General features: G+C 48.3%; 18 protein-coding genes and 1 tRNA gene. 18 read left to right on the top strand and 1 reads right to left on the bottom strand.

The window, feature by feature from the left end; translation table 11 throughout:
• The first annotated feature begins 89 nt into the window (after window positions 1–89).
• Entirely contained in the window at window positions 90–380 is a 291-nt protein-coding gene (locus tag DET_RS04420; RefSeq protein ID WP_010936575.1) for an NfeD family protein, read from the top strand.
• Entirely contained in the window at window positions 381–1,184 is an 804-nt protein-coding gene (locus DET_RS04425; RefSeq protein WP_010936576.1) for a slipin family protein, read from the top strand. It begins immediately after the preceding gene.
• A gap of 72 nt (window positions 1,185–1,256) precedes the next feature.
• On the opposite strand, the gene DET_RS04430 is transcribed toward DET_RS04425, so the two are convergent.
• On the bottom strand, window positions 1,257–2,045 hold the full coding sequence (locus DET_RS04430; protein ID WP_041223366.1) for a biotin--[acetyl-CoA-carboxylase] ligase: 789 nt from the start codon (window positions 2,043–2,045) through the stop codon (window positions 1,257–1,259).
• Window positions 2,046–2,135: 90 nt separating this feature from the next.
• Here DET_RS04430 and DET_RS04435 point away from each other — a divergent pair, with 90 nt between their 5' ends.
• The 16 genes from DET_RS04435 (at window position 2,136) to DET_RS04510 (ending at window position 17,167) form a co-directional block, all read left to right on the top strand.
• Entirely contained in the window at window positions 2,136–2,687 is a 552-nt protein-coding gene (locus DET_RS04435; RefSeq protein WP_010936578.1) for a DNA polymerase ligase N-terminal domain-containing protein, read from the top strand.
• Between the two features lie 35 nt (window positions 2,688–2,722).
• Window positions 2,723–3,619 (top strand): ABC transporter ATP-binding protein, encoded by an 897-nt coding sequence (locus DET_RS04440; protein WP_010936579.1) that lies wholly within the window; start codon window positions 2,723–2,725, stop codon window positions 3,617–3,619.
• Window positions 3,612–4,829 (top strand): ABC transporter permease, encoded by a 1,218-nt coding sequence (locus DET_RS04445; RefSeq protein ID WP_041223367.1) that lies wholly within the window; start codon window positions 3,612–3,614, stop codon window positions 4,827–4,829. The genes DET_RS04440 and DET_RS04445 overlap by 8 nt, the downstream gene beginning before the upstream one ends.
• 103 nt (window positions 4,830–4,932) lie before the next feature.
• A tRNA-Gly gene (locus DET_RS04450) sits at window positions 4,933–5,007 on the top strand.
• A gap of 25 nt (window positions 5,008–5,032) precedes the next feature.
• Window positions 5,033–5,248 carry a hypothetical protein gene (locus tag DET_RS04455; RefSeq protein ID WP_010936581.1) on the top strand — a complete coding sequence of 72 codons (216 nt, stop codon included), beginning with the start codon at window positions 5,033–5,035 and terminating at the stop codon, window positions 5,246–5,248.
• A 46-nt stretch (window positions 5,249–5,294) separates the two neighbouring features.
• Window positions 5,295–5,510: a hypothetical protein gene (locus DET_RS04460; protein ID WP_041223368.1), complete on the top strand. Its 216-nt coding sequence runs from the start codon at window positions 5,295–5,297 to the stop codon at window positions 5,508–5,510.
• A gap of 284 nt (window positions 5,511–5,794) precedes the next feature.
• The gene (locus DET_RS04465; protein WP_010936583.1) at window positions 5,795–7,018 is read left to right on the top strand and encodes an ABC transporter permease; all 1,224 of its coding nucleotides are present in this window, start codon (window positions 5,795–5,797) and stop codon (window positions 7,016–7,018) included.
• 1 nt (window position 7,019) lies between these two features.
• On the top strand, window positions 7,020–7,730 hold the full coding sequence (locus DET_RS04470; protein ID WP_010936584.1) for an ABC transporter ATP-binding protein: 711 nt from the start codon (window positions 7,020–7,022) through the stop codon (window positions 7,728–7,730).
• A 12-nt stretch (window positions 7,731–7,742) separates the two neighbouring features.
• Window positions 7,743–8,879, top strand: a complete 1,137-nt coding sequence (gene hemW, locus DET_RS04475) for a radical SAM family heme chaperone HemW (RefSeq protein WP_010936585.1) — start codon at window positions 7,743–7,745, stop codon at window positions 8,877–8,879.
• Between the two features lie 63 nt (window positions 8,880–8,942).
• Window positions 8,943–10,760, top strand: a complete 1,818-nt coding sequence (gene lepA, locus DET_RS04480) for a translation elongation factor 4 (protein ID WP_010936586.1) — start codon at window positions 8,943–8,945, stop codon at window positions 10,758–10,760.
• A gap of 140 nt (window positions 10,761–10,900) precedes the next feature.
• Complete coding sequence (locus tag DET_RS04485; RefSeq protein WP_010936587.1) at window positions 10,901–12,847, top strand: NADH-quinone oxidoreductase subunit 5 family protein; 1,947 nt, start codon at window positions 10,901–10,903, stop codon at window positions 12,845–12,847.
• Window positions 12,844–13,692: an NADH-quinone oxidoreductase subunit H gene (locus DET_RS04490; protein ID WP_010936588.1), complete on the top strand. Its 849-nt coding sequence runs from the start codon at window positions 12,844–12,846 to the stop codon at window positions 13,690–13,692. The genes DET_RS04485 and DET_RS04490 overlap by 4 nt, the downstream gene beginning before the upstream one ends.
• Window positions 13,693–14,160: an NADH-quinone oxidoreductase subunit B family protein gene (locus tag DET_RS04495; protein ID WP_010936589.1), complete on the top strand. Its 468-nt coding sequence runs from the start codon at window positions 13,693–13,695 to the stop codon at window positions 14,158–14,160. It abuts the gene before it with no gap.
• Complete coding sequence (locus DET_RS04500) at window positions 14,153–14,638, top strand: complex I 24 kDa subunit family protein (RefSeq protein ID WP_010936590.1); 486 nt, start codon at window positions 14,153–14,155, stop codon at window positions 14,636–14,638. The genes DET_RS04495 and DET_RS04500 overlap by 8 nt, the downstream gene beginning before the upstream one ends.
• A 13-nt stretch (window positions 14,639–14,651) precedes the next feature.
• On the top strand, window positions 14,652–16,574 hold the full coding sequence (locus DET_RS04505) for an NADH-quinone oxidoreductase subunit NuoF (protein ID WP_010936591.1): 1,923 nt from the start codon (window positions 14,652–14,654) through the stop codon (window positions 16,572–16,574).
• A complete protein-coding gene (locus DET_RS04510; RefSeq protein WP_010936592.1) occupies window positions 16,574–17,167 on the top strand; it encodes a 2Fe-2S iron-sulfur cluster-binding protein in 594 nt (197 codons plus the stop codon). The genes DET_RS04505 and DET_RS04510 overlap by 1 nt, the downstream gene beginning before the upstream one ends.

The raw sequence follows: 17,167 nt of genomic DNA on the forward strand, positions 1-17,167 counted from the left end.
ACCAAGCAAATAGTAGTAAAGTTATTGAAATATTATACCTTAAAGCAATATACTTTAGTCGTCTTGTATTGGCCGGCAAAGGAGTAAGTATGAGCTGGTATTGGATAGTCCCTTTAATAATTATAGCTGTACTGGTAATAATTTTTGTGGTAAATCAGGTGGTCAGCGCCCACCTAAAACAGGCTGCCACCGGCAAAGAAGAGCTGTACGGCAAAAAAGCTCTGGTAAAAACCCCGCTCAACCCCGAAGGCAAAGTGCTGTATGACGGGGAGATATGGGCGGCGCATATTGAAAACGGCTCTGCCGAAGTGGGACAGGAAGTAGTAATAGTACGTCTGGAAGGACTGAAATTGTACGTCAAAATGGAAAGGAGTGAATAAATGGAGGAAACCCTGAACACTTTAATAACGGTCGGGGTGGTTCTGGTTATACTGCTGCTGATACTCAGTATGGCCGTCAAGGTAGTTGCCGAATACGAACGGGGTGTCATATTCCGGCTGGGGCGGCTTATCGGCGGCAAAGGGCCGGGTTTATTTTTCCTTATCCCCTTTGTAGACCGTATGGTAAAGGTTGACCTGCGGGTAGTCACTATGGATGTACCCGGACAGGAAGTCATTACCCGTGATAATGTCACCGTAAGGGTTAACGCCGTGGTTTATTTCAGAGTGGTAGACCCTGAAGCCTCGGTGGTGAAAGTGGTTGACCATTACCGGGCTACTTCCCAGATTTCCCAGACTACCCTCAGGAATGTACTTGGCCAGTCAGAGCTTGACGAACTGCTCTCCCAGCGTGAAAAACTGAACCAGATACTTCAGCAGATTATAGATGAAGCCACTGCCCCGTGGGGTGTCAAGGTCAGCATTGTAGAAATAAAAGAAGTGGAACTGCCCGAAGCTATGAAACGGTCTATGGCTGCTCAGGCTGAAGCCGAGCGGGTACGCCGCGCCAAGATTATTCATGCCGAAGGTGAAATGCAGGCTTCCCAGAAACTGGCTCAGGCCGGCAAGGTTATTGCCAAAGAGCCGGTCAGCCTCCAGCTGCGTTACCTGCAAACCATGACCGAAATTGCTTCAGAACACTCTAACACTATAATTTTCCCTGTGCCGGTAGACCTTATCAGCATGTTCATGGATAAGGGTAAAGGCATGATGAACCCCAAGACTGAAAAAGACACTAAAGAATAGCTTTTTACCGTCATGTAAATTAGAAGGCCTGCTTTTAGAGCAGGCCTTCTTTATATATTAGTGTATTAAATATCATTCCGCATGCCGCAGGCTTACATCACCCGCCACTATATGCACCAGATTACCGTCTGCCAGCCGTATTTTCAGACTGCCGTCCGGAACTACGCTTTCCACAATACCCCGGTAAGTATCTTTGCCGCTTGTTACGTCTACCTCTTTACCCAGAGTAATCAAGCGTTTTCTCCACATTTCAAAAATGCACTCGCCATATTCGTTCAGGCCCAGATACAGCCTTTCAAATTCATGCAGAAAGCTCACTATCAGCTTTTCACAGCTGACAGGTTTGCCGGTATGGTTTATCAGGCTGGTGGCAATACCCTTTAGCTCGGGGTATGACTGCATATCTGTATTTACGTTTATACCCAGCCCCACCGTACTGAAGTTTACCTGCCCGTCACGTATATCATTTTCCACCAGCATACCGCACACTTTCTTGCCGTCTATCAGGATATCATTCGGCCATTTAAGCTCACCAATCAGGCCGGTGGTATTCTCTATGGCAAAGCTGACTGCCAGCGAAGCAGCCATTATCAGGCGGGAAAGCTGATTTTGATTCGGGCGCAGTATCAGGGACATATAGATATTACCCTGGGGCGATACCCATAGTCTTTTCAGGCGTCCATGCCCCTCGGTTTGTTTTCCGGTTATTACCAAAGTACCCTCCTGGGAACCTTTGCGTGCCATATCCATAGCGGTTGTCTGGGTAGATGCAGTTTCGGGCAGATATATTATTTCCCTGCCCATAAGACAGGTATGCAAATTATTCTTAATATCACTTAGGGAAATAACAGGTTCATCCATATGCTTCTCCATCTCCCCTAAAGTGTCTGGACTTTAGGCCGGAACCGTTATATTATACAACAATAAGCACGTCTGAGGAGTAAACTTGTTATGCCTGCCAGCCCGCTGGAAGAATATAACCGCAAACGTGATTTTAATAAAACCGCCGAACCGTCAGGGACAAAAAGCCCGCCATCCGCTAACCCCGTGTTTGTTGTGCAAAAACATCTTGCCAGCCATTTGCATTATGATTTCAGGCTGGAAATTGACGGTGTATTAAAGTCATGGGCTGTGCCCAAAGGACCGTCTGCCAGTCCCAAAGAAAAAAGGCTGGCGGTTGCCACCGAAGACCACCCCATGCAGTATGCCTCTTTTGAAGGGGTAATACCGGCCGGGGAATATGGTGCCGGTAAAGTTATAGTCTGGGACAGGGGCACTTTTCAGAACCTGAAAGACGGCAAAACACTGGAGGAATCTTACAGCACAGGGCATCTAGTTATAAACCTTCAAGGTGAAAAACTTAAAGGCGGTTATTCGCTTTTGCGGACTAAAATGGGCTGGCTGATGGTCAAGATGGAAGACGAGTTTGCCCGCCCTTTGTCAGATATACTTAACGAACAGCCTGCTTCAGTAATAAGCGGCAGGCTGGTAGAAGAAATTTAGTTTAGCCGGGTTTAAACCATACCGGGGAGTAGTCTATGAGTGTAATAGAGACACATGGCATAACCAAAATATACGGCCGCAATGTTATAGTGAATGATTTATCACTTAGCCTTGAGCGGGGGCAGATTATGGGGCTGATTGGGCCGAACGGAGCGGGTAAAACTACCACCATCCGGATGATAATGGATATTATCAAACCTGACAGCGGCAAGGTACTTATACTGGATAAACCCATGGATGCTGATGCCCAAAACCATATCGGTTACCTGCCTGAGGAGCGCGGTCTTTACCGCAAGCAGAAAATAATTGATTCCCTGGTATATCTGGCCAGCCTGAAAGGTATGAATCCGTCTGCCGCCAGGGCAAGAGCGCTGGAGTTACTGGAAAAGGTAGGACTTTCGGCTCATGCCGAAAAGAAAATAGAACAGCTTTCTCATGGCATGGGACAGCTGGTTCAGCTGGTTTCCACGATTATCCATGACCCGGCTCTGATGATAATAGACGAGCCTTTTAACGGTCTGGACCCGGTAAATGTCCAGCTGGTAAAAGACCTTATGATGGAACTGCGCAGCCAGAACAAATCACTTATTCTTTCCACCCACCGCATGAATGAAGTAGAAGAAATGTGTGACCGCGTTTGCATGCTTAATAAAGGCCAGCAGGTGCTCTACGGTAATCTGGCGGATATCAAAAACCGCTACCGCAGTAATACTCTTGAGGTAGATTACGATGGCGAATTCCCTCGGCTGGATAAAATAAGCGACCTGCAAGCCAAGAACGGCAAAGCCCATATTATACTAAACGGCAGCACCACTACCCAGGATGTGCTGGTGCAGCTGGTGAACAGCGGGCTGGTTATTCACCGCTTTGAGGTGGCCACCCCCACTCTAAATGATATCTTTATCAGCATTGCAGGTAAGAAAAATGTCTAAATACAGTATTGTTTTAAAGCACGAGTTTATGTCAACTATCAAGCGCAAGGGGTTTGTAATAACCTCGCTGGCTTTGCCGGTGATTGGTTTGGTGGGTATTTTAGTAGGTATGCTAATCCAGAATATAAACGCACAGCCGGATACTTCCGAACCGCTTCAAGTGGGCTACGTGGACAACACAGGTATTTTCAGCGGCTATCAGGACCAGCCGGGGGTTGTACTGGTGCCCCAAACAGATTCTCAAACCGCAGTTGATAATATGCTAAGCGGGGAACTGGACGAGTTTCTTATCATACCTGAGGATTATATAAATACGGGTATCATTCAGCGTTTTACCATGCAGGCCGAGACAAACCCCGGCGGCGATATCACCTACGCTATATCCAATTTTCTAACCTCCAATCTTTTGGATGGCAAGGTTGATACTGATATCTTAGGCCGGGTGCAAAACCCGTTTGCCCTGATAAGTACCGTTATAGACGAAACCGGCCAGCCGGCACCCGGTCAGGGCGGCATTCCCAATTATATTGTTTCCTATCTATTCGGCATACTTTTGCTGATGTCCATATTTACAGCTTCGGGTTATCTGCTGCAGGGTCTTAGTGAGGAAAAGGAAAACCGTATTATGGAAGTACTCCTCTCCTCTGTTACCACCCGTGAACTTATGACCGGTAAAATAATAGGGCTGGGGCTGGCAGGTCTTATACAAGTTGCCTTCTGGCTGGTCTGTGCCTGGGGCTTGGTAAAATTTGCCACCAGCACTTTCGGTGATATTCTGGGTGCTTTGTCTATACCGGCAGATATGATTATAGTCTGTCTGGTTTTCTTTATACTGGGTTACTTCCTGTACGCAATCATGATGGCGGCCATAGGTGCTGTAACCTCTAACGTACGTGACGGGCAGCAGCTGTCAGTTATTGTCACCATGTCAGCCGCCTTTCCTTTTTACATTATGCCCTTTATCTTAGACGGCGGTGACAACCTGCTTAACCAGATACTTTCCCTGTTTCCCCTTACCTCACCCCTTACTATTATTATGCGGATGGGTATCGGCATACCTGTATGGGAAATTGTACTGGCGGCTATTCTCCTTGCGCTCACTATCTGGTTTTTTTTCGGTCTGGCCGCCAAATTATTCAGAATCTTTTTGCTCATGTATGGCAAAACCCCCAGCATAAAGGAGATAATGCATCTTATCAGGCAAACTTAGGCTGGCCGGGAGCAAAGCCGATATTTTGTACGGCTAAACAAGCCGGAAAGCTGCCAAGCCCTTTACTATTCGGCCGAATTGCTCTAAAATAGCCTCAAAACTTGCGGGTGTAACTCAGCGGTAGAGTGCTTGCTTCCCAAGCAAGACGTCGCGGGTTCGAATCCCGTCACCCGCTCCATAACAAAATTTGAAAGAGGTGCTGCGTGGGAACTGCAATTGATTACCAGAAGCAAATGACCGAAATCGTGTATGTAAACCTGCCAGGGCCTGAAGAACCTCAACCCGGCATGACTGGCGGGGAACTTTTGCATGGCTTTTTGGCTGAGCTCAACCGGGCTCCTTCAGCTGAGACAAGGGCTTTTGTAAGCACTCTGGCATCCAAGTGGAATATTCACTACCGCAATAGCAGCGGGCGTTAATAACCCCCTTGCACATATCCCATCAAGGGGGTAAAAGAGGTGCAATATGGGTGTAGCAATTGAATACCAGAAGGTTATGACCGAGATTGTGTATATCAATCTGCCCGGTCCGGAAGAGCCTATGCCCGGTATGACAGGCGGAGAGCTTCTGCACGGCTTTTTAGCCGAACTTAACCGTGCAGTTTCACCTGAAAGCCGGGCATATATTGCTTCTCTGGCTGCCAAGTGGAACATCCATTACCGCAGTGCCCCTTCCAAGTAAATCCGTTTGTGATTATATAGCTTTGGTAAGCATCTGTAACACGATGCACCGCAGTATCCTGTCCTGCCAGCCAGGCACTCCTCCGCATAAGCCGCAGATATTATTTCCCGTTTTTTATCAGCCATTTTAGTCAAGCAATATTTGGGTGCTTGCCCATACAATTCTCATTTACCCCTCAGTAACTATTTGTATTTTGCTGCAACTGGTGTGAATTGCAATAAAAATGATTGACAAAAGCAGTTTTCTGAAATAATCTTTTTTAAACAGCCAACAGGTGAGATTATTTGAAAGAGATTTTGCATTACGCCTGGATAGAAATTATCCGCCGTCCTGCCCGCAGCATTGGCAACATGCTGGGCTACAGCTTAGCACTGGCCATTGTCGTAGTATTGTTTTCAGTGCTCAGTTTTTCCCAGGACGCCTCTACTGCGGTACTTAATTCTACCGGTACTCATTTCATAACTTATCTCCCCCAGTGCAATACTGAAGCCTGTGCTGTAGACCTGAAAGATCCGCTTCACGAAGGTTTTATAGCTAACAATACTCCGGCAAAAGTAATTTCAGCTGATATTGTCAGCCAGATAACGGCACTTGATACCGTAAAAGATGCCTCGGCTTTTATTCTGTTCCGTTTTTACGACGAAGCCACCGCTAAATACACTCTGGTAGCAGGTTTTGACCCTCTTAATGACACGGCAGTTAAAACTAACTGCTGTGCCGCCGGGGATATTATCCAGGGCGAATTCCTTACCCCAACTGATACCGGGCTGGTCATGCTTGAGGAATCCTTTGCTCTGGCTGAAAACCTTCCGGTAGGTTTCCGGCTGGATATAGGCGGACAGAGCTTTCAGGTGGGGGGAATTATAAATGCGGGCATACGCCCCGGCAAAGCTGATGTCTATATGCCTATAAACGAGCTTCGCAGTCTTATAAATACCCGCCTTAATACTGCTCTGCCATCAGATGCAACCAACATTATACTGGTGGAATCTGCCGGTGCAAATGTACATTACCAGGCTATAAATCAGGTAGAAGAAATAATGGGTGACCGTAGTCTGGTTTCCACTTATGCCTGTTCCAAACCAGCTTCAACCGCCATGGGCATAGGTGAAAATGGCATCTGGCTGATTTCAGGTATTTTACTTATAAGCGTAATTGCTCTGGCCTTGAAATCTGAATATTCGGCGGTACTGGAACGGCGGCGGGATATCGGTATCTTAAAAGCCATAGGCCTTAACAACAGCACTATTGTCTGGCAAATAACCAGTCAGTCAGTTATACAGGCACTTATCGGAGCCGGAGCAGGTATTTTGCTGGGTATTATACTTATAGACACTGTGCCGTTTGCCAGTCTCAGCGGAATTGTCAGCCAGGATACGCTGGGAATTGACTGGACGGTCACGCTGAGCGCTTTCGGTCTGGCCATGGCCGGCGGAATAATAGCCGGGATAATCCCCGCCTTAAGCGCAGCCTCAATGCGCCCGGCTGAAAGCCTGAGGGGGCTCTAGAATGAAAAAGTCCAGCCTGGAAGCCATACATCTTCGCCGTTCTTTCCGGAAAGGTGTCCAATCCATACCCGTTTTACAGGATATCAATCTGAGGGTTGAGCCGGGTGAAGTGGTGGTTATCCGCGGCAAGAGCGGGGCAGGTAAGTCCGTTCTCCTCTGGATATTATCCGGTTTAGACAATCCGGATTCGGGAAAGGTGCTTTTTGACGGGCGGGAATTAAATACACTTGGCAATTCGCAGCGTTCTGAACTCCGCCGAAGCCGCCTGGGCATTATTTTCCAGAATTTCAATCTGATTGGTTCGTGGAATACATATGAAAACGTGGCAATCGTTTTGCGTAATTCCGCACTCTCGCCACTTGAAAAATCAGAGCGGATTCACCGTATTTTAGCGGATTTGGGACTATCGGACAGGCTTCAAAACCTGCCCGCCGAGCTAAGTATCGGGCAGCAGCAAAGGGTGGCTATTGCCCGGACACTGGCCGCCAAACCCGAAATAATACTGGCAGATGAGCCCACCGGTGATGTAGACCCCGAAACCGGGGCTGAAATAATAGAGATGCTGCTCTCACCGGTAAAAGCAGGCAAAGCCGGGTTGGTAGTAGCTACCCACGGCAATTTCCCTCTAGCGGTTGCTACCAGGGTATATACCCTAAGCGATGGTGTTTTAATACCGTTTGAACCTTCTACTGCCTCCGCTGCCCAATCCTGATATAATACTTTTATGACAGACACCAGCCTTGCCTTATATCTCCACTTCCCTTTTTGCCTGCAAAAATGCGGATACTGCTCGTTTGTTTCTTACCCTGCAAGATTGGATTGCCTGCCTGATTATGTAAAATGCCTTAGAAAAGAAATAAAGTCCAGGGCAAGCGGGCTTTACTTTCACAGCCTGTATTTTGGCGGCGGCACACCCAGCCTCTTATCCCCTTCGCAAGTGGCAGATATTTTAGCCGGTATACGCACTGCGGCACATTTGTTGCCGGATGCGGAAATTACCTTTGAGGCAAATCCCGGTACGCTGGCCCTGCCTTATCTTCCAGAAATAAAAAGCCTGGGCATAAACCGCTTAAGTCTGGGTATCCAAAGCTTTTCGGGTGCCGAACTGACAATGCTTGGGCGGCTGCATAATGCCGCAAAAGCCCGTCAAGCATATAAACAGGCCAGAGCTGCCGGCTTTAATAATATCAGCCTTGACCTTATATATGGCCTGCCGGATTCCAGCGTTAGTTCTTTTAAAAAAAATCTGGCAGAAGCGCTGGCACTTGCTCCGGAACATATCTCACTTTACGGCCTGACTTTAGAAGAAGATACACCTATGTACCGGCAGGTGCAAGAAGGATTGCTGCCTGAAATAAATGCCGAAACTGCGGCTGACCAGTATCAAGCCGCCGAAGACATACTGGCGAAAGCCGGATACCGCCATTATGAGATATCTAACTGGGCTAAACCGGGATACGAAAGCCGCCATAACCTTACCTACTGGCAAAACAGGCCGTATCTGGGTCTGGGAGCGGCCGGGCACTCCTTTCTTGAGAATTGGCGGCTGGCAAATACCTCCAGCCTGGATGAATATTTAAACAGATGGCAAAATGACCTCCCGCCGACGCCATCTGAAAATATATATCTAGATTTGGAAAATCAACTGGCTGAAACCATCATACTGGGTCTTCGGCTGGATAAGGGTATAACTGCCGAAGATATTGAAAACCGCTTCGGGCAACATGTGATGGACAAATATTTTCCGGTTATACAGGAATGCACGGGCCTGGGCCTTTTAGAAAAATCTGATGGCGGTATCAGCCTGACTCCCAGAGGACGCTTGCTTTCAAACGAGGTTTTCTGGCGTTTCTTGCCTTAAAGGTGAAAATACGCTAATTTATATATCCGGCAGTATACAAGTGTATAGTTAAAAGTTGGTGATATGAGTCAATCCGCTACAAGAAATTTCTGCATTATTGCCCACATAGATCACGGCAAATCCACTCTGGCTGACCGCCTGATAGAAATGACGGGTACACTCCGGCATGATGAAATGTGCGAACAGGTCATGGACAGCATGGAGCTGGAACGTGAGCGCGGCATAACCATAAAAGCCAAGGCTATCCGCCTGCGCTATCTGTCAAAGGATAGCCATGAATACCGCCTGAACCTTATAGATACTCCCGGACACGTGGATTTTTCCTATGAAGTTTCACGGACTATTGCCGCCTGCGAAGGGGCTATTCTGGTTATAGATGCAACTCAGGGTATTCAGGCCCAGACTCTAGCCAATGTTTACCTGGCCATAGAGTACAACCTGGAAATTATTCCGGTTATCAATAAGATAGACCTGCCAGGGGCTGATATTCCGCGGGTAATGGGCGAAATTAAAAGCGTACTGGGTTATGACGAAGATGCCGTAATTCAGATAAGTGCCAAACTGGGTTTGGGCGTGCCGGAACTGCTGGAAGCTATCGTAGCCAGAGTGCCTGCCCCCAAGGGTGATGGCAAGCTGCCCCTGCGGGCGCTTATATTTGATTCGCATTATGACCCTTATAAGGGTGTGGTTGCCTACCTGCGGGTGGCAGACGGGAATATAAACAAGGGTGATGATTTACGCCTGATGGGACAGGGTACGGAATTCAAGGTGCTTGAAGCCGGGTATTTTGCCCCTGCCCAGGTTGCCGCTTTGAGGTTAGACGTAGGTGATGTAGGCTATGTAGCCACTGGACTTAAGTCTGTGGGCGAATGCCGGGTGGGTGATACAGTTACTTTGCAGCACGGGGGTGCAATCCAGCCGCTTATAGGTTATCACCCGGCCAAGGCCATGGTTTTTGCCGGTATTTATCCCACTCAGACAGATGATTATCACGAACTGCGTGAGGCTATGGAAAAGCTGAGTCTGAATGATGCCTCGCTGTCTTATGAACCAGAATCCAGCCCGCTTTTAGGGCATGGTTTCCGCTGCGGTTTTTTGGGGCTGCTCCATCTGGATATAATTGTAGAACGGCTGGAACGTGAGTTTAACCTTTCACTGGTAGTCACCTCCCCCGGTGTCAGCCTGACAGTCACCCGTACCAGCGGTGAGGTTCTTACAGTCGTAAACCCTAACGAGATGCCCCTTCCCCACGAGATTGCCAGTATTGAAGAGCCGTGGGTTTCGGTAGTGATTATAACGCCCTCAAAATATATCGGTACGGTTATGGATTTGGTCCGGGAAAATTACGGCGTATATAAAAATACCGAGTATCTGGGGCAGCTGGCTATGAGTGAGCTTGGACAGCGGGTACAGCTTCATTATGATATGCCGCTTCGTTCCATACTCACCACCTTTCATGACCAGCTTAAGAGCCGGACTCAGGGTTATGCTTCACTGGACTACGAATTTGTTGGTTACCGCATTGCCAACCTTTCAAAGATAGACGTACTGGTAAATGATGTTGCGGTAGATGCTTTCAGCCGCATTATTCCTCCGGATAAAGCCCATGAAATTGGTGAGGCGCTTGTAAAGAAGCTGAAGGAAATGATACCCCGGCAGCTATATCAGGTCACCCTTCAGGCGGCTATCGGCAGCAAGATTGTGGCCCGGGCTGATATATCCGCCAAGCGCAAAGACGTAATTGCCAAATGTTACGGCGGTGATATTACCCGTAAGCGCAAACTTCTGGATAAGCAGAAGGAAGGCAAGAAGAAAATGCGCCAGATTGGCAAAGTGGAAGTGCCCAAAGAAGCATTTCTAAGTGTTTTAAAGCTCCAATAGCCTGTTTTTTCAGCCTTGCCAAAGGGCATTTAGTGTGTTACAATACCGCCACTTAAGCTACTTTTGGGTATTCTATTGTCTTTTGCATACGTATGTCTTTATGCCCGGGGTAGACATTACTAAAAAAGGAAGATTAGATTTTGGCCAGTAGTCTTATTGCTATAGCCGTTCTCTTCCCATTTACCGCCGGCTTGGTTTGCCTTTTTCTGAAAAATACCCTTCTCCGGTCCGGGCTGGTTGCTCTGTCAGCTATTGTACTCATCTGCAGTTCCATTTTGCTGTTTTCCCAGGGAAATTTGCCCATTGAATACAGCCCCGCCCACCAGTGGGACAGTGTTATTCTGGTGCTGGATTATGCTTTGCTGGTATTTTTCCTGTTTGTGGGTGTGAAAGATATCCTTAAAAACGGCTGGAGTGCCAGAGGTGTTTTAACCTCCGGGCTGGTGCTTTCCCAGATAATTCTCCTGGGCCTGTTTGAGTTTGTCTGGGCACCCTCCGTACCGCTTGCGTCCGAACCGGCTTTCTTTATTGACCAGCTTTCGATAATAATGTGCCTCATTATTTCCATTATCGGTTCGCTTATACTTCTTTACGCCATCAAATACATGAAAGACCATGAGCATCACCAGCACCTAAGCGTCACCCGCCAGCCCCGTTTCTTCTTCTTTATGACCATACTGCTGGGTGCTATGAACGGCATTGTCTTTTCTGATAACCTCCTCTGGATATACTTTTTCTGGGAAATAACCACTTTATGCTGCTTTGCCCTGATTGGCCATGAACAAACCAAGGAAGCCATCAACAATGCTTTTAGGGCTTTGTGGATGAATCTGATAGGCGGTCTGGGATTTGTACTGGCTATTATTTATGTCTTTACAAATTATGACAGTATTTCCCTGCAGGCTCTTATAACTAACCCGGCCGTAGCCATGGCGCCACTCTTCTTCCTGTTTATGGCGGCTTTTACCAAATCAGCCCAGGTGCCGTTTCAGGGCTGGCTTCTGGGGGCAATGGTGGCACCCGTACCTGTTTCCGCCCTGCTTCATTCCTCCACTATGGTAAAAGCGGGTATTTACCTTTCTATCCGGCTGGCACCGGCTATTACTGATACATCTTTAGCTACGTTAATTGCCCTGTTCGGGGCATTTACTTTTATGGTTACCGCCATTATGGCCATCAGCCAGCGTGAATCCAAGAAAGTTTTAGCCTACTCCACCATCTCAAACCTGGGGCTTATTATTATGTGTGTGGGTATAAATACCCCTTTGGCAATTACTGCTGCCATTGTGCTCACCATTTTTCATGCCATATCAAAAGCCTTGCTCTTTATGTGCGTGGGTGTCATAGACCACTCTTTGGGCAGCCGTGATATTGAAAACATGGAGGGGCTGGTACGCCGTTACCCTTTAATTGCCGGTATAACTATAGCCGGTATTCTCTCCATGATGCTGGTGCCTTTCGGTATGCTGCTGGGCAAATGGGCGGCTATAGAGGCCACTTCAGCTATGTCCGGGTTTATCTCACCCCTGGTGTTCCTGCTGCTGATTATAGGCTCGGCAGCTACTACCGTTTTCTGGGTAAAATGGCTGGGCCGCTTTTTCAGCGTAACGCCGGGTATAGAAAAAATACGTTTTGAGCGTTTTTCATTTTTATACCACGCCCCTTTGATTGTACTGCTGGCTTTTGCCGGAGTGTTCAGTATAGGGGTGATACCCTTCTATGAAAGCTTTATTTTACCGGCGGTAACTGCTTTCTATCCGAATGCCATTGACACTTCAAACGGATTTTTCGGCAGTGCGGCCGGGTTATTTACTGTGTGGCCGCTGTTTATCCTGCTGGCCATAGCCATTATACTGGTGCCGGTTTTATTTAAGCCTAAAACCAAAAACCTCAGCACTGCCTATATGTGCGGTGAAAATGTCAGCACCTCAGCGGACAGTTTTTATTCGGTGGCTGACGGTGAAACTAAACTAAAGCTGGGGTCTATGTATCTTGACACCCAGTTTGCCAACCCCCATCTGGATACCGGGCTAAAAATAGCTGGCCTTTTGATACTGGTTAGTATGCTGGTAGTGGTGCTGATATGAATGAATGGTTGCTGGTTGCCTTAGCTCTGGTTTTACCCCCGGTACTGGGCAGTTTGCTCCGCGGTCTTGACCGCATACTGACAGCCCGAATGCAGGGCAGATTCGGCCCGCCCCTGCTTCAGCCGGTTTATGATACTATCAAACTTTTAGCTAAACGCCGCATGATTACCGGCCGTATGCAGGCCGTTGGTTCTATAGGTTACCTGCTGTTTATCATGGCGGCTACGGTCATGTTTTTCCTCGGCCAGGACCTGCTGCTGATTGTGCTGGTGCTGGGGGTGGCCGATGTGTTTCTGGTTGTGGGTGCTTTTGCCACCCGTTCCCCGTACAGCCAGATTGGTGCTAACCGGGAACTTTTGCAAATACTCTCCTATGAACCTATCTTGATTATAACGGCTATCGGGCTTTATGTTGCTAACGGCAGTTTCATGATTTCCGAAATAGACCAGCCCTTGCTGCCTTCTTTGTGGCCCATACTTTTAGCCCTGGTTCTGGTACTGGTTATTCTTATGCGTAAATCCCCGTTTGATATATCTTCTTCGGAGCATGCCCATCAGGAACTGGTGAAGGGTGTATTTATCGAATATTCAGGTATCCACCTGGGGCTTATAGAGATTGCCCACATGTATGAGCTGATACTGGTGCTGGGCTTTATTTCTCTCATGTGGCTTCCGGGTATTGTGCCCGGCGTTGCCCTGGCACTGGGCTGCTGGTTTTTGGTGCTACTGATTGACAATATTACCGCCCGCCTTACCTGGTCTTCCATGCTCAAAATCTCCTGGATGTTCGGTTTGGGTCTGGCTTTGGTTAATCTTATCGGACTTTCAGCACTGGGAGGGGTTTAAGTGGATTTTGTTACTAAATCTCAAATAAAATCACCCTGGCTGCTCCATTTTGACTGCGGCAGCTGTAACGGCTGTGATATTGAAATACTGGCCTGTCTTACCCCCCTTTATGATGTTGAACGCTTCGGCATTGTTAACATGGGTAACCCCAAACACTCGGATGTACTTCTGGTAACCGGCCCGGCCAATAAGCGTAATTACCGTGTTTTGCAAAACTTGTACCAGCAAATGCCTGACCCGAAGGTAGTAATAGTTATCGGCACCTGCGGCTGCAGCGGCGGTGTTTTCCATAACTGCCCGAATATACTGGGCGGGGTAGACAAGGTAATACCGGTGGACGTATATGTGCCCGGTTGTGCCGCCAGACCGGAGGCTATTATAGACGGCGTGGTTATGGGGCTGGGCAAGCTGGCTGAGAAAAAAGCCAAGGCCAAAACTGAAGCCAAACGTGAGGAACAGCATGTGTAATTGTGAAACCAAAGCACCTGAGGTTATAGACCTGTCAAAGCTGGATAATATCCTGGACGGTTACCGTGATAAAGCTGATATGCTTATTCAGGTACTCCTTAAAATCCAAAAAGAATATAACTGGCTTCCCAAAGAGGCCTTGTATAAAGTCAGCCAAGCTCTTAACGTACCGGTAAACCGGGTCTATCATGTGGCCACTTTTTATAAACTTTTCAGCGTGATTCCCAAAGGTAAGCACAATGTGAGTGTTTGCGTAGGTACTGCCTGCCATGTGTTTGGGGCACCCAAAATACTGGACAGGCTGGAAAAATCACTGGGTATCAAAGCCGGTGAAACTACGCCTGACCTTAAGTTTTCCCTGGAAACAGTAAACTGTCTGGGTTGCTGCGCCTTAGGGCCGGTGGTGGTGGTTGACGGTCACTATCATGGCAAACTGCCCACTGCTGACGCCGAAAAAATACTGGCAGATTACGATTAGTTAGGAGCAGATGATGCCAAGGCTGAATACTCCGGCTGAGCTGGAAACCCTGCGGAAAAAACTGGTCAAAAACCAGTCTGCCTCCCGCCCCTGCATAACGGTATGCTGCGGTACAGGATGCCGGGCATTGGGTTCGGTTAAACTGGTAGATGCTTTCCGGGCCGAGCTTGCCAAGCAGGGCCTGGAAAGTTCAGTTGATATTAAAGAAACCGGCTGCCATGGTTTTTGTGAAAAAGGTTCGGTGGTTGTTATCTATCCCCAAAATATCTGCTATTTCCATGTAAAACCTGAAGACGCCGCAGACGTTGTCGCTAAAACAATAAAAACCGGCGAACTGGTAGACCATTTGCTTTACAAAGACCCTGCCAGCGGCGAAAAGCTGGTTTATCATCAGGATATTCCCTTTTACAAGTACCAGGAACGGACTGTACTGGGCGATAACGAGCATATAAATCCCCAGAATATAGAGGATTATATTCAGCGGGGCGGTTATTCCGCCCTGGTTAAAGCCCTTTTCCAGATGACCCCGGAATCTGTACTGGAAGAAGTAGATACAGCCAATCTGCGCGGACGCGGCGGCGACGGTTTCCCTGCCGGTAAAAAGTGGCGCACCACCCGTGATGCTCCTGACCCGGTCAAATACGTGCTGGTTAACTGTGACGAGGGTGACCCAGGGGCATTTATGGACCGCTCCATCATGGAGGGTAACCCCCACTGCGTGCTGGAAGGTCTGGCTATAGGGGCTTTTGCAGTCGGCGCCAAAGAGGGTTATATATATGTACGTGCCGAATACCCATTGGCGGTGGAAAACCTGTACGCTGCCATAAGGCAGGCAGAGGAGTATGGTCTGCTGGGCAAAAATATACTTGGCTCCGGATTTGATTTTATTGTCAAAGTCCACGAAGGAGCCGGGGCTTTTGTATCCGGCGAATCGTCCGCACTGATGACTGCTATTGAAGGGCGGGTTGGTGAACCCCGCCCCAAATATATCCGCACTGCGATCAAGGGGCTCTGGGATAAACCCTCAAATCTAAATAACGTGGAGACCTGGGCTAACGTACCCCATATTATAAACAAAGGGGCGGAGTGGTTCAGGTCTATCGGTACCGAAGGCAGCAAAGGCACCAAAATATTTGCTTTGGTTGGCAAGGTTAACAATACCGGACTGGTAGAAGTACCTATGGGTACTACCCTCCGGGATATTATATTTAAAATAGGCGGCGGCCTGCGTGACGGCAAAAAAATAAAAGCTGTCCAGACAGGCGGCCCCTCAGGCGGCTGCATACCCGAAAACCTGCTGGATTCGCCTGTTGATTATGATGTGCTGAGTAAACTGGGTTCTATGGTAGGTTCAGGCGGGCTTATCATAATGGACGAAGAAACCTGCATGGTAGATATTGCCCGCTATTTTATAAACTTTTTGTCAGATGAATCCTGCGGCAAATGCCTGCCCTGCCGCGAGGGACTCCGCCAGCTGGTAGAAATACTTACCCGTATTACCGAAGGCAAAGGCACTATGGCAGATATGGACACTCTGGAAGACCTGAGCGGGGTAATGAGTGAAGCCTGCCTGTGCGCTTTGGGACAGCAAGCCCCAAATCCCCTGCTGACCACCCTTAAATATTTCCGTCACGAATACATTGACCATATTAAAAACAAACACTGTGAAGCCGGCGTCTGCAAAGCCTTGCTTACTTTCTATATTGACCCTGACAAATGCAAAGCCTGCATGATTTGCGCCCGAAACTGCCCTACTGATGCCATAAAGGGCGGCAAAGGGCTTATTCATACTATAGAACAGGATAAATGCATCAAGTGCGGAGCCTGTCTGGATACCTGCCCGGCCAAATTTTATGCGGTCAGGAAAATATCCGGCATACCTATACCGGACAACGTACCGTCTGAACCTATTCCTTTAAACCGGAAGGCAGAATAATGGAAGAAATCAAGCTTACCATAGATGGCAGGGAAGTTACTGCCCAAAGCGGGCAAACTGTTTTTCAGGCAGCGGCGGCAGCCGGTATTCATATACCCGCGCTTTGCTTCCATGAACAGCTTGAACCATATGGCGGCTGCCGTGTCTGCAGCGTGGAGGTAGTAACAGGCTCACGCTCCAAGGTGGTAGCTTCGTGTGTTTATCCGGCGTCAAACGGCCTGGTAGTAAATACCAATACCGAAAAAATACGCCATATCCGCAAGGTACTTATAGAGCTGCTGCTCACCAAAGCCCCCGCTTCAAAACCCATACGAGACCTGGCAGAAGAATACGGGGCGGATGCCGCCCGCTTCAGCCATGATGCCTCTTTCTGCGTGCTCTGCGGTTTATGTGTGCGCTACTGTACCGAGGTTAAAAAAGCCAACGCTTTGTGCTTTATCAGCCGGGGTACTCAGCGGGAGGTAACCTTCGTACCGGAGATAGCCAGCCGGGAATGCGAAAAATGCCAGCAGTGCTTTGATATCTGCCCCACCAATTTTATCCGGGCTAATTTTGAAATGGCCAAAGCTCTCACTTTCGGGACTGAGGAATAG

The organism is Dehalococcoides mccartyi 195 (assembly GCF_000011905.1).
In the GTDB taxonomy this organism is placed as follows: Bacteria; Chloroflexota; Dehalococcoidia; order Dehalococcoidales; family Dehalococcoidaceae; genus Dehalococcoides; species Dehalococcoides mccartyi.

Bases quoted from the DNA above. Each gene is read 5' to 3' on its own strand.
- DET_RS04445 (WP_041223367.1), top strand. From the start codon at position 3,612: ATGTCTAAATACAGTATTGTTTTAAAGCACGAGTTTATGTCAACTATC.
- DET_RS04440 (WP_010936579.1), top strand. From the start codon at position 2,723: ATGAGTGTAATAGAGACACATGGCATAACCAAAATATACGGCCGCAAT.
- DET_RS04500 (WP_010936590.1), top strand. From the start codon at position 14,153: ATGTGTAATTGTGAAACCAAAGCACCTGAGGTTATAGACCTGTCAAAG.
- DET_RS04490 (WP_010936588.1), top strand. From the start codon at position 12,844: ATGAATGAATGGTTGCTGGTTGCCTTAGCTCTGGTTTTACCCCCGGTA.
- DET_RS04435 (WP_010936578.1), top strand. From the start codon at position 2,136: ATGCCTGCCAGCCCGCTGGAAGAATATAACCGCAAACGTGATTTTAAT.
- DET_RS04510 (WP_010936592.1), top strand. From the start codon at position 16,574: ATGGAAGAAATCAAGCTTACCATAGATGGCAGGGAAGTTACTGCCCAA.
- DET_RS04430 (WP_041223366.1), bottom strand. From the start codon at position 2,045: ATGGATGAACCTGTTATTTCCCTAAGTGATATTAAGAATAATTTGCAT.
- DET_RS04505 (WP_010936591.1), top strand. From the start codon at position 14,652: ATGCCAAGGCTGAATACTCCGGCTGAGCTGGAAACCCTGCGGAAAAAA.
- DET_RS04470 (WP_010936584.1), top strand. From the start codon at position 7,020: ATGAAAAAGTCCAGCCTGGAAGCCATACATCTTCGCCGTTCTTTCCGG.
- lepA (WP_010936586.1), top strand. From the start codon at position 8,943: ATGAGTCAATCCGCTACAAGAAATTTCTGCATTATTGCCCACATAGAT.
- DET_RS04425 (WP_010936576.1), top strand. From the start codon at position 381: ATGGAGGAAACCCTGAACACTTTAATAACGGTCGGGGTGGTTCTGGTT.
- DET_RS04420 (WP_010936575.1), top strand. From the start codon at position 90: ATGAGCTGGTATTGGATAGTCCCTTTAATAATTATAGCTGTACTGGTA.
- DET_RS04460 (WP_041223368.1), top strand. From the start codon at position 5,295: ATGGGTGTAGCAATTGAATACCAGAAGGTTATGACCGAGATTGTGTAT.
- hemW (WP_010936585.1), top strand. From the start codon at position 7,743: ATGACAGACACCAGCCTTGCCTTATATCTCCACTTCCCTTTTTGCCTG.